At 56.7% G+C, this 14293-nt stretch carries 16 protein-coding genes; 7 read left to right on the top strand and 9 right to left on the bottom strand.

Going from position 1 to position 14293, the window contains the following annotated elements; genetic code table 11:
- Both PGY33_RS03280 and PGY33_RS03275 read right to left on the bottom strand, forming a co-directional pair.
- Window positions 1-1023: a LacI family DNA-binding transcriptional regulator gene (locus PGY33_RS03280; protein ID WP_188885664.1), complete on the bottom strand. Its 1023-nt coding sequence runs from the start codon at window positions 1021-1023 to the stop codon at window positions 1-3.
- A 141-nt stretch (window positions 1024-1164) separates the two neighbouring features.
- Window positions 1165-1860 (bottom strand): 4Fe-4S binding protein, encoded by a 696-nt coding sequence (locus PGY33_RS03275; RefSeq protein WP_117555249.1) that lies wholly within the window; start codon window positions 1858-1860, stop codon window positions 1165-1167.
- Window positions 1861-2814: 954 nt separating this feature from the next.
- Between PGY33_RS03275 and PGY33_RS03270 the strand changes: the two genes are divergently transcribed.
- Genes PGY33_RS03270 through PGY33_RS03260 form a run of 3 tightly spaced genes read left to right on the top strand, consistent with a single transcriptional unit; the run spans window position 2815 to window position 6251 of the window.
- Window positions 2815-3483 carry a Crp/Fnr family transcriptional regulator gene (locus tag PGY33_RS03270; RefSeq protein ID WP_270477347.1) on the top strand — a complete coding sequence of 223 codons (669 nt, stop codon included), beginning with the start codon at window positions 2815-2817 and terminating at the stop codon, window positions 3481-3483.
- A gap of 26 nt (window positions 3484-3509) precedes the next feature.
- The gene (gene pepV / locus PGY33_RS03265) at window positions 3510-4874 is read left to right on the top strand and encodes a dipeptidase PepV (protein WP_270477346.1); all 1365 of its coding nucleotides are present in this window, start codon (window positions 3510-3512) and stop codon (window positions 4872-4874) included.
- Window positions 4875-4883: 9 nt separating this feature from the next.
- On the top strand, window positions 4884-6251 hold the full coding sequence (locus PGY33_RS03260) for an MATE family efflux transporter (RefSeq protein ID WP_270477342.1): 1368 nt from the start codon (window positions 4884-4886) through the stop codon (window positions 6249-6251).
- Window positions 6252-6292: 41 nt separating this feature from the next.
- Here PGY33_RS03260 and PGY33_RS03255 read toward each other — a convergent pair whose 3' ends face one another.
- Window positions 6293-7015, bottom strand: coding sequence for a peptidoglycan recognition protein family protein (locus PGY33_RS03255; RefSeq protein ID WP_270477339.1), 723 nt, complete (start codon window positions 7013-7015; stop codon window positions 6293-6295).
- 227 nt (window positions 7016-7242) lie between these two features.
- Here PGY33_RS03255 and PGY33_RS03250 point away from each other — a divergent pair, with 227 nt between their 5' ends.
- On the top strand, window positions 7243-7833 hold the full coding sequence (locus PGY33_RS03250) for a GerMN domain-containing protein (protein ID WP_118478556.1): 591 nt from the start codon (window positions 7243-7245) through the stop codon (window positions 7831-7833).
- Window positions 7834-8129: 296 nt separating this feature from the next.
- Here PGY33_RS03250 and thiE read toward each other — a convergent pair whose 3' ends face one another.
- The 5 genes from thiE to PGY33_RS03225 are packed head-to-tail and all read right to left on the bottom strand — an operon-like array spanning window position 8130 to window position 11103.
- Window positions 8130-8762: a thiamine phosphate synthase gene (gene thiE, locus PGY33_RS03245; RefSeq protein ID WP_270477336.1), complete on the bottom strand. Its 633-nt coding sequence runs from the start codon at window positions 8760-8762 to the stop codon at window positions 8130-8132.
- A gap of 21 nt (window positions 8763-8783) precedes the next feature.
- A complete protein-coding gene (locus PGY33_RS03240; protein WP_270477335.1) occupies window positions 8784-9338 on the bottom strand; it encodes a DUF6652 family protein in 555 nt (184 codons plus the stop codon).
- Window positions 9339-9371: 33 nt separating this feature from the next.
- Window positions 9372-10127, bottom strand: coding sequence for a nitrilase-related carbon-nitrogen hydrolase (locus PGY33_RS03235; protein WP_270477334.1), 756 nt, complete (start codon window positions 10125-10127; stop codon window positions 9372-9374).
- Window positions 10091-10567, bottom strand: a complete 477-nt coding sequence (locus PGY33_RS03230; protein ID WP_270477332.1) for a YbaK/EbsC family protein — start codon at window positions 10565-10567, stop codon at window positions 10091-10093. Before PGY33_RS03230 ends, PGY33_RS03235 begins: the two co-directional genes overlap by 37 nt.
- Before the next feature lie 5 nt (window positions 10568-10572).
- Window positions 10573-11103 (bottom strand): DUF1836 domain-containing protein, encoded by a 531-nt coding sequence (locus PGY33_RS03225; protein WP_270477330.1) that lies wholly within the window; start codon window positions 11101-11103, stop codon window positions 10573-10575.
- Window positions 11104-11298: 195 nt separating this feature from the next.
- Here PGY33_RS03225 and PGY33_RS03220 point away from each other — a divergent pair, with 195 nt between their 5' ends.
- A complete protein-coding gene (locus PGY33_RS03220) occupies window positions 11299-12264 on the top strand; it encodes a polysaccharide deacetylase family protein (RefSeq protein WP_270477328.1) in 966 nt (321 codons plus the stop codon).
- 401 nt (window positions 12265-12665) lie between these two features.
- Entirely contained in the window at window positions 12666-13319 is a 654-nt protein-coding gene (gene trhA, locus PGY33_RS03215; protein ID WP_117492125.1) for a PAQR family membrane homeostasis protein TrhA, read from the top strand.
- Between the two features lie 27 nt (window positions 13320-13346).
- On the opposite strand, the gene PGY33_RS03210 is transcribed toward trhA, so the two are convergent.
- Window positions 13347-13499: a hypothetical protein gene (locus PGY33_RS03210; RefSeq protein WP_158575059.1), complete on the bottom strand. Its 153-nt coding sequence runs from the start codon at window positions 13497-13499 to the stop codon at window positions 13347-13349.
- 343 nt (window positions 13500-13842) lie between these two features.
- Here PGY33_RS03210 and PGY33_RS03205 point away from each other — a divergent pair, with 343 nt between their 5' ends.
- Window positions 13843-14226, top strand: coding sequence for a Fur family transcriptional regulator (locus tag PGY33_RS03205; protein ID WP_118360766.1), 384 nt, complete (start codon window positions 13843-13845; stop codon window positions 14224-14226).
- The last annotated feature ends 67 nt before the right edge of the window (window positions 14227-14293 follow it).

Below are 14293 nucleotides of genomic sequence, written 5' to 3'. Positions count from 1 at the left end.
TCACACGTTGTAGCGGTTGCGGATATCAATGCACGCAAGAATGCGGTCGGTCTCCGGCTTTTCGCCTGCCAGCAGGTAGTCCATGAGCAGTTCGATCGGACGTGCCCCCTGCAGGGCGGCATCCTGATCGATCAGGAAGTCGATGAGTCCGCGGCGGACATTCTCCGCATTTGCCGGAATCAAGTCGTGGCAGATCAGGTGCACCTTGCCCTGTAAACCCAGTTCACGCAGCGCGTCGCACGCGCCGAGCTGACCGTTTACCGAAACGTACACACCGCGCAGCGACGGATGCTCCTTCACGGCGCGGCACACAATATCATGCGCCAGCTGCTGATCGTCACCGCAGGTCTGCGGCGGCAGCAGGCTCAAACCGGGGAAATTTGCGGCAGCCTCGGTCTGAAAGCCGTCCACACGCTGCTGATGTGACCAGTTGTTTTCCTGACCGGCAACCAACAGGACTTCCCCGTGACCGGCGAGCAGCAGGTCCATCAGACCGGCGCTCATGCGTCCGCACGCGAAATTGTCCACGCCGACATAGCACAGGCGGCCCGAGTCCGGCAGATCCGAGTTGAAGGTAACGACCGGCATGCGCCCGGACAGCTCCTGAATACGGGCGCGTATCCGCTCGTCCTCCGCCGGAGAAAGCGCGATGCCCTGCACGCCTGCCTCGAGCAGCTCGTCGATCACGTCCAGCTGCTGCTGTGCGTCGATGCCCTCAAGCGGCCGCACGAGAACCTCTGCGCCGGTGGTGGTAAAGTGCGCCGATGCGCGTTCGATCTCCTCAAATACCGTGTGCATGAACATGGTCTCGACCGACTGGACGATCACGCCGATCCTGATCGGGTTTTTCGCGCGTGCCAGCATGCGTCCCGCACGGTTCGGGCGGTAGCCTCGCTCTGCCGCAATGCGGCGCACGCGTGCCGCAACCTTGGGATCGACGCGTCCTCTGTCGTTAAGTGCCCGATCCACCGTGCCGCGGGAAACGCCCGCCAGCGCAGCGATCTCTGCCAAAGTGACTGCCATGAATTTTCGCTCCTACATACCGCGTTGCGCGGTGTCATTCCAAAGGCACCACCACACAATTTGACTGCGGTGTTACCTTTTTATTTTACACGTTTTGAACGAAAATTGCAAATGCAAATCAGTGAAATCGACAGAAATCGGTCAATCGTCCAGCAGTTCGCCCTTGATGGAAATGGTCTTCACCTGCCACGGCAGCAGCTTGCCGCAGTTCTGCAGCGCAGTGCGGACGGCATATTCCAGTCCGCCGCAGCACGGCACCTCCATGCGGACAACGGTTACGCTTTTGATGTTGTTCTGACGGAGGATTTCGGTCAGCTTCTCGCTGTAATCCACATCATCCAGCTTGGGACAGCCGACGAGCGTTACCTTCCCCCGGATAAAATCCTGATGGAAATTTGCGTACGCGTAAGCGGTGCAGTCTGCCGCGATGAGCAGGTTTGCGCCGTCAAAATAAGGCGCATTCACCGGCACGAGCTTAATCTGCACCGGCCACTGGCGCAGCTGGCTCGGCATCGGAATGAACGAGGTCGGCTGATTGACCGGGGCGTGTTCAATGCTCCGCGCCATGCTGCCCGGGCATCCGGTGTGCGGCTGAGATTTTGCCTGCATATTGGCCTGCACAGCGGCTTCGTCATAAGCGGCGGCTTCGCGCTCGACGAACGAGATGGCGCCGGTCGGACAGACCGGCAGGCAGTTGCCGAGGCCGTCGCAGTAGTCGTCGCGGAGCAGAGTGGCCTTGCCGTCCACCATGCCGATAGCGCCCTCGTGGCAGGCGTGGGCGCACAGGCCGCAGCCGTTGCATTTTTCTTTGTCGATTTCGATAATTTTGCGAATCATAGTGTTTTCTCCTTATATATCCGGTTTCTTGTTTTGAGATGGTTCCGCTGGGGCCGCCTACCCGGCGGGGGCACAAGAGGGTAGACACCTGCGGTTTCCACCCTCTTGTGGATCACCCCTTTCCCTTGGAAAGTCTGGCGCAGATTGCCGACATGTGACCGCTGCGAAATAAGGGAACGGCAGAGGATTTTTTCTTCCGTGTCTTTCGCAACCTGTTCGCAGGGTCAGATACCGTTCTGCTACACAGGTCGGCTACTTCCAGCAGGCGCGGCATGACAGTGCCGCGCAATTCGTGAGCGCGTTATGATAGACAGCACCTACGAGGATAAATTGTACCAAACGTCTAAATTCGCAGATGCCGTGCGTTACAACGTGCCAAAGAGTTGCGCGACACGGGTATGTCGCGCCTGCGCAGATTTAACCGTATGTGTAGCAGTATGCTATCTGTGAACTGCGAAAAGGCGGAGAAAGACACGCAACGGTAACCCGACTGCCGTTCTCCTTTTTCGGAGCGGTCACATGTCGGCAATCTGCGCCAGACTATCCAAGGGAAAGGTAGGAGTTCAAAGAGGAAGGAAAACCGCAGGTTGTCCTTCCTTTTTGCCCACCGCCGTGGGTACGGCGTCGTCCCCGCGGCGGGCGCCGCGCTCTCCCGCCGCCCGCAGGCGGCGAATCCCCCGCTGAGGTTCAGCGAAAAACACCCCGCCCGTTAGAGGCGAATACGCTGACGCAGTTCGTATGCCCCGGTCAGTCGGTGCAGAGAAAGGTGCCGCCCGGACAGGGCGAACACGCTAACGCAGTTCGCGCACCCCGGTCAGCCGGTGCTGAAAAAGCTGCCGCCCCGTTCGGGCGAACACGCCTGCGCGGTTCGTGTCCCCCGCTTGACTTTACGCTCATATCTTACTATACTGAGAAGGCAAAGTATGTTGTCCCTACAACAAAACAGGAGGAAATATGAACCTGTCCATCCTTGCGCGCTGCGGCCTGTTCCGCGGCATTGAAACCGCAGAATTATCCCCGCTTTTGCGCCGTCTGCACGCCTGCACGCGTGAATTTGACAAATTTCAGCCGATTTACCGCGTTGGCGATACCGCGCATGCGCTGTGTATTCTGCTCTCGGGCGGCGTGAATATCGAGCGCTGCGACGCATGGGGCCACAAGACACTGCTCGATCGCATTACGCCCGGTTCGGTATTCGCTGAAACGTACGCCTGCGTCCCCGGCACGCCCATGATGGTCTCCGCGGTAGCGGACGAGCCGTCCGAGGTGCTGTTCCTGCCGAGCGAAATACTGCTCTCCTCTGCCGCGCAGGACAGCGCGCACAGTGTGCTTTTACGCAATCTTTTGGACGTCACCGCGCAGAAAAACCTGCTTTTGACGCGAAAAATCTTCCACACAAGCCCGAAATCCATGCGCGGCAAGCTGCTGTCGTACCTGTCCGCACAGGCGGTGCAGCACGGCTCGGACACGTTCGACATTCCGTTCGACCGTCAGCAGCTTGCCGACTACCTCGGCGTGGACCGCAGTGCGCTGTCCGCCGAGCTGAGCCGTATGCAGCGCGACGGACTTATCGCATACAAAAAGAGCCATTTTGTGCTCAACCACTCCCAATCCGATGAATAATCCACCCTGTTAAGGAGGTTTTTATTATGAACTGCAAACCCTATATCCGCGCACATGCGGACGAACTGCTGGAGAGTCTTGCCGCGCTCGTGCGCATCCCGAGCGTAGAAGGCGTGCCGGAGGAGCATGCGCCGTTCGGCCGTGAGCCTGCCCGTGCGCTGCACGAAACGCTTGCGCTCTGCGAAAAGCTGGGCTTCCGGACCGGCAATATGGACGACCGCGTCGGCTGGTGCGAGTACGGCGAGGGCGAGGAAATGGTGGCTGTGCTCGGTCATCTGGACGTTGTGCCCGCCGGCGACGGCTGGACCGAGACCGAGCCGTTTTCCGGCGAAATCAAAAACGGCCGCATTTACGGGCGCGGCACGATGGACGACAAGGGCCCGATGGTGGCGGCCATCTACGCGCTGGCGGCGCTCAAGGATGCCGGATTTGCCCCCTCCAAGCGCATCCGTCTGCTGTTCGGCACCAACGAGGAAACCGGCTGCGGCGATATGTCGTGGTACGTTTCGCATGGCGGCGAACTGCCGGTGTACGGCTTCACACCGGACGGCGAATACCCGATCATCAACGGCGAAAAGGGCATTCTCAACGGCACTTACAGCCGAAAGCTGCACCAGACCGGCGATTACCGCCTGACAAAGTTCGAGGGCGGCGCAGCCTCCAACATCTCGCCCGCGTATGCGGCGGCGGAGCTGCAGTGCCCGGCGGACGCGGCTGCCAAAATCTCCACGGACAAGGTAACCGTCACGCCGATCGAGGGCGGCATCCGCGTGGAAGCCGAGGGCATTGCCGTTCACGGCTCGACCCCGGAGCAGGGCGAAAATGCCATCGGACGGCTGGCGCAGGCACTCAATCAGCTGCCGCTGACCGGCGAGCTTGGCGACTGCATGGCATTTGTGGCAGAGCGCATCGGCATGGAGGTACACGGCGAGTCCCTCGGTCTCGCCATGCGCGATGAGCTGTCCGGCCCGCTGACGCTCAACCTCGGCGTGGCAAAATTTGAGCAGGAAACGCTGTCGCTCGTTTTCTCGGTGCGCTACCCGGTCACCCTGCAATACGAGCGCGTATACCCGCGTCTGTCGCGCGGCTTCACGCTCGGCGGCTTTACCGAAACCGAGCTGACCCACGCGGCAGCCATTTACATGCCGCCCGAAAGCGAACTCATCCGCAGACTGTCCAAGGTATATGAGGAGCAGACCGGCGAGAAGGCCGAGCTCAAGAGCATCGGCGGCGGCACCTATGCCAAGTCCATGCCGAACCTTGTCGCATTTGGCCCGATCTTCCCCGGCGATGAGGTGCGCGAGCACAAGCCGGACGAGTACATGGAGATCGAGCGCGTGCTGCAGAACGTGGAAATCATCGCGGCGGCAATGTACGAACTGGCAAAGTAAGGAGATTGTATGAGCAGAGAGACAAATATGACCGTCGGCCGTCCGACAAAACTCATTCTCGGACTGGCCATACCGCTGATTTTGACAAATGTCGGTCAGCAGCTGTACACCGTCGCAGACGCATCCATCGTCGGGCGCGGTGTCGGTGTGGAGGCGCTGGCCGCACTCGGCGCGACCGACTGGCTGTACTGGCTGGTGCTGTGGACCGTGCAGGCCATGACGCAGGGCTTTTCCGTGCTCGTGTCGCAGACCTTCGGCTCAAACGATAAGAAGGGACTGCGCAAGGCTATCACCATGTCCGTGCTGCTGTGCGCGGCAGTCGGCATCCTGCTGACCGTGGTGTTTGTGTCCTCGGCAGGCTGGCTGCTGCACCTGCTGGACACGCCCGAGAACATCTATGACGGCGCGCACATTTATTTAACCATGATGTATGCGGGCACGCTCATCACGATGGCATACAACATGGCAGCGGCGATCCTCCGCGCACTCGGAGACGGCAAAAGTCCGCTTATTGCCATGTTTACCGCCGGATGTCTGAACATTGTGCTCGATCTGCTGTTCGTTATCCGCTTCGGCTGGGGCATTCCGGGCGCTGCTGCCGCGACGCTGCTCGCGCAGCTGTTTGCATTCGCGTACTGCGTCAATGCGCTGCGGAAAATCCCGGATGTGTCCGTCGAAAAGCCGGACTGGCAGCCGAACGGCAGTGTGATCCGGCGGCTGTGCCATCTTGGTCTGCCGCTCGCGCTGCAGCATTTCGTCATCGTCATCAGCGGCATCATCATGCAGGCGGTTATCAACACCTGCGGCTTTGTGTTCCTCGCGGGCTTCACCGCGACCAACAAGCTGCACGGTCTGATGGACTGCTCCGCGTCCGCGTTCGGCTACGCCGCCTCGACCTACACCGGTCAGAACTGGGGCGCAAACCGGCTCGACCGCGTGCGGATGGGTGTCCGCTCGACGCTTGTGCTGGCGCTCAGCTTTTCCGCGCTGCTGGCGGCGGGCATGATCCTGTTCGGCCGTCACGTTGTTGCGCTGTTCATCTCCGCGGATGCTGCCAACGCCGCCGAGGCGCTGTCGGTCGCGTACGATTATCTGGTCGTCATGAGCACGTTTTTGCTGTCCGCCTATGTGCTGCACACCTACCGCTCGGCCCTGCAGGGCATGGGCTTTACGACCGCGCCCATGCTCTCCGGTCTGACCGAGTTCGCAGGCCGTGTGGGTGCATCGCTGCTGCTGACCAAGGTCATCGGCGAGCGCGGTCTGTTCTACACGGACGCGGCCGCGTGGACATTCGCAGCGGTATTCCTTGCGGCATCGTACTATATCCAGCTGTTTATCATCCGAAAAAAGGGTTTGACCTATCAGAATACAAAGTAACAAAAAGAGGCTGTAAATTTAATTTGCAGCCTCTTTTGCGCTTATTCGCCGTAGATGCCGGCGCGGTCGTTGATAACCAGCGTGCGGAGCAGCTCTTCGGTCAGGTCGAGTTTTCCGTGCTCATCGCCAAGCAGCCAGCCCTTGCGCGTCAGCTTCTCGACAGTCGGCTTCGCCCACGCGGGAACGGCGGAAACGCTGTTGTACGTCCTGCGGGTGCTCTCGATGATCTTCTTTACCTCGGCTTCGGTCATGTCAGGTTCCTCCTTTTTCTGTAACCCCTGCTTGAATGCTGTCCACGCGGATGCGCTCTCGACGAACGGCGCAGGACAGTTTTTGTGCGTAACATCGTAGTGGCGCACAACATTTTCGAGCGGAATACCGTACTTTGTCATCAAACCTCGCACAAGCGTCTGTGCTCGGCGCACGGTCTCGGGCATAAAGTAGAATTTCTCGCCGTTTTTGCGGCTGCACAGCTCTATGCCGATACTGTTCGCGTTGCGGCAGTACGGATGAAAATAGGTGCCGCGCGTGCCGCAGTGCCATGCAATATCCGCGTCGCGGACCGACTGCCAGACCTCGTTTTCGTCCACAAAATAGTGCGCTGAGGTCGAAATCTCCGCCCGAGCGAAGTAATCCGCATTATTTTTTGCGGTATCGCCGTCGTTCGCCGTAAAGTGAATCACCAGATAGCAGATATCCTCCTTTCCGCGTGCGGATCGGCGGTAGTTGCCGCTGTGCGCCTGTTTGAATGCAATGTTCATCATTGCGTCACCTCCTTCAACCCTATGCCGGATGGAGGCGAAAATTGACCGTGAATGGTCAACTTTTTTGAAAATTTTCGAGAAATTTTTCTGCACCCCAACGGATCGGTGCCAAAAAACAGAGGACGCCCAGACCGGGGCAAAAAGCCGCCGTTTGTTAACGGTATATCCCTTGTATTTTCCCGTCCGGCTTGATACAATAGGCTTATAAAAGAAAGGAGGCGTTTACAATGAAACGCTCAAAAGTTATTACAGCCGTAATTGCGATCATTGCAGTAGTCGCCGCAGCCTGTGTATATGGATATGTCCGCAGCAAGCCCGCCGATGAGCCGGAAAAGCCTGCTGTTACCAAGCCGGAGAACCCGACCACGCCGAACAACAGCAATTCCGGCAAACCGTCCGATTCCAAGACAAATGAACCTGCCGTACAGCCGGAAAATCCCAATCCGAGCGGCACGGAATCGGTCACGATCTACGTTCCGGATGAACAGGGTGAAACACTCACGCCGACCGGCGCAGACGCGAAGGACGACTCCGACCAGTCGCTCGTGGATGCGCTCATCGCCGCAGGCTCGCTGCCCGAGGGCGTCAAGGTGCAGTCCTCGTCGCTCGAGAACGGCACGCTCACGCTCGACATGAATGCCGCCTTCGGCGAGGCGATCCGCGCCTCCGGCACCGCCGGTGAAACGCTCAAGATCTACGCACTGGTCAACACGTTCGCGCAGGCGCGTGGCGCAACCGCAGTGCTCATCACCGTGGACGGCAAGGTGCTCGAAAGCGGACACGAGGTCTACGATTACGCGATCGAGCCAAACAACTGACCTGCAAAAGAAAAGCTCCGAAACGCCTGTTTCGGAGCTTTCAGGCTGTCGCGAAACTACAGTTTCGCCGACAAGCAGGAACGGACCGTAGGCCGTTCCAAAGTCGTCCAAAAGTTCCCATACGGAAACTTTTTCCCTCTTAAGGTATAAAAAACGAGATACACGCTCCCGGTTTTTATGAATTTGCAAAGCAAATTCTATTTAACGCGCGCTACCGCGCGTTATGATAAAATTGGTTCAATACCGACTTTTTTAACAAACTGAAAGCTCCGAAACGCCTGTTTCGGAGCTTTTTCTTACTTATTCATCATTTTCAGGAACTTTTCCTTGATATACGCGGCAGCCGCGCACGGATCGTCCGCCTTCATGACGGCAGAGACCACGGCGATGCCCTTGATGGGGCTGTCAGCCAGCACGTCCATGTTATCCGCGTTCAGGCCGCCGATGGCAACCACCGGAATCGGAACCGCGCGGCACACATCGTTCAGCACGGAGACCGGCGTAACCTTGGTGGTAACGTGGGTGGTCGTCGGGTAAATGGCGCCGGTGCCAAGGTAATCCGCGCCGTCGTTGTACGCGGCAACGGCCGCTTCGACCGTCTTGGCGGTCGCGCCGACGATCTTATCCGGGCCGAGCAGACTGCGGCAGACCGCCACCGGCAGGTCGCTCGCGCCGACGTGCACGCCGGCTGCGTCGCAGGCAATGGCAACATCCACGCGGTCGTCGATGATGAGCGGCACGTTGTAGCGGTCGGTGATAGACTTGACCTGCTGCGCCAGCTCAAGGTAGCTGCGTCCGCCGGTATCCTTCTCGCGGAGCTGAATGAGCGTTGCACCGCCCCTGCACGCCTCGTCCACCGCGTGAAGCAGGGTCTCGGTCGTGTGGTAGGTGCTGTCCGTAATGACATACAATGTAGGATCAAACTGCATGATAATACTCCTTTTTTGAACTTATTGTGTCGTTTCGCATTCTTTTACCGTCTTGCGAATGAAAAACAGGCTGATAACATCAACAACGTAAATAAACTGGGAAATGACCTGCCGGACTGCGGTTCCGGTGCCGATTGCACCCTGTTTTCGCGCATACAGGATGAGCGCAATGCAGTAGCCGGACGAGGCCATCATAGCGAACCAGGCAACCAGCATTTGTAAGAGCACGACCGGCAGCGTCATCGGGAAAATCAGCGTAAACATGCCGTAAATCATGCCGAAAAAGAAATTCAGCAGGAACATTGGAATCGCGATGCACTTCATTGCAATGATGCAGCGCCACAGCGTCTGCCGCACCGCCGGGTCGGACAGCCGCCTGTACATCACAGCAGCGCAAATCAGATTGCAGATTGCCAACGGCCCAATAAGCAGCCAGAACAGGAATAATCCCATCTGAAATATGTCCTTATCCGTTCCTTGCGCCACAAAAGCGCACAGAAATTCGCCTGCATACGACAGCGCCAGACCGACAAAGCAAACGATTTCACAGATGCTGAAAAACTTTGCAGCCTTCATCCCCTCTCCCCTTTCACCGCATGTTAATTTTCATCAATTTATTTTCACGATAAGCAAATCCTGTTCTTCCCCGAGTTCACCGAGCGCGGTGCCGTCCGGCTGAAACGCCATGCTGTGCCCGACAAATTTTCCGGGCGCATACTGATCTGCGCTGAGCACGGTCAGGCCGTTCTCGATGGCTCGCGCGCACAGCAGGGTGCGCCAGTGCAGCAGCTTGTTCTCGCCCTGCACCCAGCCCGCCGGAACGAACAGCGTCTCGGCGCCGCGCGCCTTCTGCTCGGCGGCAAGCGCCGGAAACCGCAGTTCGAAGCAGGTAATGATGCCCAGTTTTCCGGCAGGTGTCTCGATGGGCGAAAACGACTTGTCCCCTGCCCGGCACTCATCGGATTCCCGATAGCCGAAGGCATCGTACAAACGGTTCTTGCGGTGCGTTCCGCGCAGGCTGCCGCGGTCGTCAAGAACCGCAATCGTGTTGTACGGCAGACCGTCCGTGCGCTCGTACATGCCTGCGACAATCCACAGGCCGTATCTCCGGCAAAGCTCACCGAGTGCAATAATGAACGCGCCGTCACACGGCTCTGCGGCCTCGATATTTTTCGACCGTACGTTCACTTTTGCGTAATACATGCTGTATTCCGGTAAAAACAGCATTTTCGCTCCATTTTCCGCTGCCGTTTGTGCAAAGCGTTCTATTTCCCTGAGATTGGCAGTTTTGTCCTCCCTGGCGCTGAACTGCCCGATGGCAACCGTGCTCACGCCTCTCTCCAGCCCTTGCAGATGTCCACCCATGCCTTAAAACCGGAGAATTTCTCCAGTTCTGGGATGGTGACCTCGATGGCTGAGTTGGACGAGCCGCACGCCGGGAATACCGTCTCGAACCGTCGGAGCGATTCATCGAGATAGACCGTTACGCTGTCGTTCACGCCGAACGGGCACACGCCGCCGACCGCATGACCGATCTCCGGCTCGACCTCCTCAAACGCGAGCATCCGCGCCTTGCAGCCGAACCGCGCCTTGTACTTCGGGTTGTCGATCTTGGTGTCACCTGCCGCAACGATGAGGATCACGCCGTCATTCGTGCGGAACGACAGCGTTTTTGCGAGGCGTGCCGGTTCGCAGTGGGCAGCTTCGGCGGCCAGCTCCACGGTCGCGCTGGACACCGGGAATTCGATCACGCGATCCTCTGCACCGAACTGACGCAGATACGCTTTTGCTTTTTCGATGGACATGGGTCTCAATCTCCTTCTGTCTGCTGCGGGATATCGTCGATCATGCTTTCGCACAGCCGACGTAAATAATTTGCGATTTCGCTGAGCGCAAGGCATGTGCACAGCCGCTCCTCCGGGTCATCCGGCGTCGCGGGCAGCTGGGCGGTCAGCAGCGGCGGAATGGCTTCGCGCATGCGCTTCTTGTCCGCGAGCAGATGCTCGTAGCACGCCGCAAAGTCCACATCGTCCCGACCGGTCAGCGCCTTCACATCGTTTAAGCGCAGCGTCTGCTTCAAATGGTACACGCAGAGCAGCTGCATGATCTGCTGGCGCGTGTATTTTTTGCCCTTCACCGGCGTCATAAGCCCTTCCTTGACGTAGTTGTTGACCATGGTTTTTGTCAGCAGCTTGTCCTCCGGCGTGCGCTTGCTGCCTGATAAACACTGATCGAACAGCGTCAGCACCTGATCCATATACAGGTCAAGCTGCGGCACCTCGTCGGGCATGATATCGCGGTCGGCAAAGACCGCTTCTATGGTTTTCTCCAGCCGCGGCATGGCGTTCACCTCATCTTTTACAAAATATTAACAATTACAATGTTGAACGGAAACACGCAATTTTTCGTCTGTCCGTGCGGTCTGCAATGCTATTATTATAAGCCTTTTGCGCGCTTCACGCAAGAGTTATGCCGCTCGACAAACCCACTATATTATGGTATACTGAACGTACAATAAGCGGTAGGAGGCTTACATATGAAAAAATTCTGGCAACGCCTGGTCCTTTTCGGACTGACAGGTGCATTTTTTGTATCCTGTATCAGCTGCAGCGCGGCAAATACTGCCTCGAAGGTTCCGATTCTGATGTACCACAATCTGACGAACGACCCGTCCGCCGTGACGAGTATGACCATCACCGGCGAGCGGTTTCAGGAGGACATGGAATATCTGGAATACAACGGCTACACGCCGCTGCTCTCGGCGGATTTGATCGACATCCGAGCCGGAAAGGAAGCCATGCCCGAGCGGCCGGTCATGATCACCTTTGACGATGGTTATCGCTCCAATTACGATATTGCGTACCCGATTCTGCAGAAAACCGGCATGAAAGCCGTCATTGCACTGATCGGCAAAAGCATCCGCGCAAACGACAACACGGAAGCGAATCGCTTTTTCCTCAAGTGGGATGAGGCAGCCGAAATGGCCGACAGCGGTCTGGTGGAGCTGGCCTCTCACACCTACAACCTGCACAACCCGCAGTACGGCGGACTGACCGCACCGGACGGCATCAACGGCATCCAGCGGCTGAAGGGCGAGTCGCAGGCGGCGTATAACAAGCGCGTCGGCGAGGACCTCAAGCAGAGCATCGACCTCATCACGCAAAATACCAACCAGAAAAACGTGCTGTTTTTCGCATATCCGTTCGGCGCGCGCGATGCGTGGATGCAGCCGCTGCTGCAGAAAAACGGTATTCAGGTCAGCGTACTGACCAACACCGGAACGGCGTCTATCCGGCGCGGATTGACCGATCTGCCGCGTTACCGCATCACGATGGACACCAAACTGAGCGATATTCTTCCGGCGAACCCGAACGCCTCGCACGATATTACCGTGCGGGCGCACATGCCGACCATGATCAAGAATGAGAAAATCCGGCAGGAAGTCGCCCGGCACCTTCCCGCGCAGGAGAGAACCATAAAAATTCCGAAATCGTATACCTGATTGTCCAAGCACTGTCTTTGATTAACAAAGACGGTGCTTGAGACTGTCGAAAAACTTTGTTTTCCGAACAGCCTCTCGCTCGAAACCACGCTTTCGAGCGAATCTCGAAGAAAAACCACGTCCTGCGGACACATTTTTTCTTCCCTTGTATAAATTCCGAGATACATGCTCCCGGAATTTATGAATTTGCAAAGCAAATTCGATTGAATGCGTGCTGCCGCACGAAGCATAAAAATCGAATATTGCTTTTTCGACAAGCTGAAGCACTGTCTTTGATTAACAAAGACGGTGCTTTTTTCATGGTGACAATTTGGAGAAAGCACTTGCAATTTTCGGAAAATGTGGTATCATAACAGATGTGATATAGTTTTTAACTCTACATAGCAAAAGGAGGAGTTTGTATGCCTCGTGCATTTCTCAAGGCCCGTGAGCCGTTTTCCAGTTACTCTCATTTCATCGGTGCGGTGCTCAGCGGCGCCGGACTGTTCGTGCTGCTCGTGCGGCTGCTGTTCGATTCGTCCGTCACCGGCTCGCTGGCGGCGGCTGCCGTGGTGTTCTGCCTGTCGCTGATCGCGCTGTACTCCGCAAGCAGCGTGTACCATTTCTCCGGCCGCGGCGAAGCCGTCCTGCGGCGGCTGAAAAAACTTGACCACAGCATGATCTATGTGCTGATCGCGGGCAGCTATACGCCGATTATTCTCAAATTCATGCCTGCGCCGCGCAGCTATATCTTTCTTGGCGTGATCTGGCTGATTGCGCTAACCGGCATTGCCATCAAGCTGCTGTGGATTGACGCGCCGCGTCTCATCGGCACCGCGCTGTACCTCGCGCTTGGCTGGGCAATCGCGTTTGATTTCGGGGTTGTGCTGTCCATGCCCGCGCCTGCCATTGCCCTGCTGGCTGCCGGAGGTCTGTCGTATACGGTCGGCGGCGTGATCTATATCGCCAAAAAGCCGAATTTAGGAAAAATGATCGGGTTTCATGAGCTGTTTCACCTGTTCGTAATCGTCGGCAGCGTTTGTCATTATCTGATGGTGTTTCTTTATGTACTATAACAAACGAGCCGTGAATCTTCATGTGATTCACGGCTCGTTTTTGTTTTCATCCGCACCCGGCAAACCATTTTTATTACTGCTATGGCGGAACACTCCATAATTCGGATGCTTTATCCACGGATGATCCGGCTCTGTACCATAATTATTCCGTATATATTTTTCTAACTCCGCTCGATCCATACTGCCATCTCCATTCCCCGGTTTATATTAAGGCAACACCGCACAATTAAAGCGGCGGTGCTTTGCGGAAATTTTGTGCTCTGACTTTGTTGCAGTTTCACGGTAATACATCAAGTATTACCGCAAAACTGTGCCTCGTCAGTACGCAAAATTTACTCGCAAATCACTCTTGTTCAATTATGCGGTATTGCCTTAAAATATCATACTCTCCGTATCGCCTGCAATCTTTTCAAAATCTCTTCCCATACATTATTCAAAAAAGTGCTTCTTACCGATTGACAAAAATATGGATTTGCAATATACTCTTAATTAAGAAGTAATACTAATAAAGGAGGTGCATTTTATGCAGACCAGAAACACCATTCAGCGTCAGATTGTATTGCAGGCAGTGAATCAGCTGCACAACCACCCTACCGCAGATGCGATTTATGCCTTTATCGCGGCGCAGCACCCGACCATCAGCAAGGCCACGGTTTACCGCAATCTGAACCAGCTGGCAGCTCAGGGCGAGATTTTGCGCGTGCCTGTGCCGACCGGTGCCGATCACTTTGATTTCAACATCAAGCCGCATTATCATGTGCGGTGCACCAAGTGCGGCGGCGTTTTTGATGTATTTATGCCGCCTGTCACCGATCTCATCGACCGCGTGGAGGATTCCTCCGGCGTGGAGCTGCATCGGTACGAAATTCTGTTCGAGGGTATTTGCAGCGCATGCAGGAAAGACTAAAAGAGCAGTCAGAACGGTCTGACCGTCAAGGGAGACCGGAAGAATAAGAAAAGTGGAGAAAGGATAA

This window comes from Butyricicoccus sp. AF18-9LB (assembly GCF_027684505.1).
GTDB lineage: Bacteria > Bacillota > Clostridia > Oscillospirales > Butyricicoccaceae > Agathobaculum > Agathobaculum butyriciproducens.
The sequence above is the reverse complement of the archived record's forward strand: the minus strand, read 5'-3'. Positions and strand labels throughout refer to the sequence as shown.

Bases quoted from the DNA above. Each gene is read 5' to 3' on its own strand.
- pepV (WP_270477346.1), top strand. From the start codon at position 3,510: ATGAACTGCAAACCCTATATCCGCGCACATGCGGACGAACTGCTGGAG.
- PGY33_RS03220 (WP_270477328.1), top strand. From the start codon at position 11,299: ATGAAAAAATTCTGGCAACGCCTGGTCCTTTTCGGACTGACAGGTGCA.
- thiE (WP_270477336.1), bottom strand. From the start codon at position 8,762: ATGCAGTTTGATCCTACATTGTATGTCATTACGGACAGCACCTACCAC.
- PGY33_RS03210 (WP_158575059.1), bottom strand. From the start codon at position 13,499: ATGGATCGAGCGGAGTTAGAAAAATATATACGGAATAATTATGGTACA.
- PGY33_RS03280 (WP_188885664.1), bottom strand. From the start codon at position 1,023: ATGGCAGTCACTTTGGCAGAGATCGCTGCGCTGGCGGGCGTTTCCCGC.
- PGY33_RS03225 (WP_270477330.1), bottom strand. From the start codon at position 11,103: ATGCCGCGGCTGGAGAAAACCATAGAAGCGGTCTTTGCCGACCGCGAT.
- PGY33_RS03270 (WP_270477347.1), top strand. From the start codon at position 2,815: ATGAACCTGTCCATCCTTGCGCGCTGCGGCCTGTTCCGCGGCATTGAA.
- PGY33_RS03255 (WP_270477339.1), bottom strand. From the start codon at position 7,015: ATGATGAACATTGCATTCAAACAGGCGCACAGCGGCAACTACCGCCGA.
- PGY33_RS03235 (WP_270477334.1), bottom strand. From the start codon at position 10,127: ATGGGTGGACATCTGCAAGGGCTGGAGAGAGGCGTGAGCACGGTTGCC.
- PGY33_RS03260 (WP_270477342.1), top strand. From the start codon at position 4,884: ATGAGCAGAGAGACAAATATGACCGTCGGCCGTCCGACAAAACTCATT.
- PGY33_RS03240 (WP_270477335.1), bottom strand. From the start codon at position 9,338: ATGAAGGCTGCAAAGTTTTTCAGCATCTGTGAAATCGTTTGCTTTGTC.
- PGY33_RS03230 (WP_270477332.1), bottom strand. From the start codon at position 10,567: ATGTCCATCGAAAAAGCAAAAGCGTATCTGCGTCAGTTCGGTGCAGAG.
- PGY33_RS03205 (WP_118360766.1), top strand. From the start codon at position 13,843: ATGCAGACCAGAAACACCATTCAGCGTCAGATTGTATTGCAGGCAGTG.
- trhA (WP_117492125.1), top strand. From the start codon at position 12,666: ATGCCTCGTGCATTTCTCAAGGCCCGTGAGCCGTTTTCCAGTTACTCT.
- PGY33_RS03275 (WP_117555249.1), bottom strand. From the start codon at position 1,860: ATGATTCGCAAAATTATCGAAATCGACAAAGAAAAATGCAACGGCTGC.
- PGY33_RS03250 (WP_118478556.1), top strand. From the start codon at position 7,243: ATGAAACGCTCAAAAGTTATTACAGCCGTAATTGCGATCATTGCAGTA.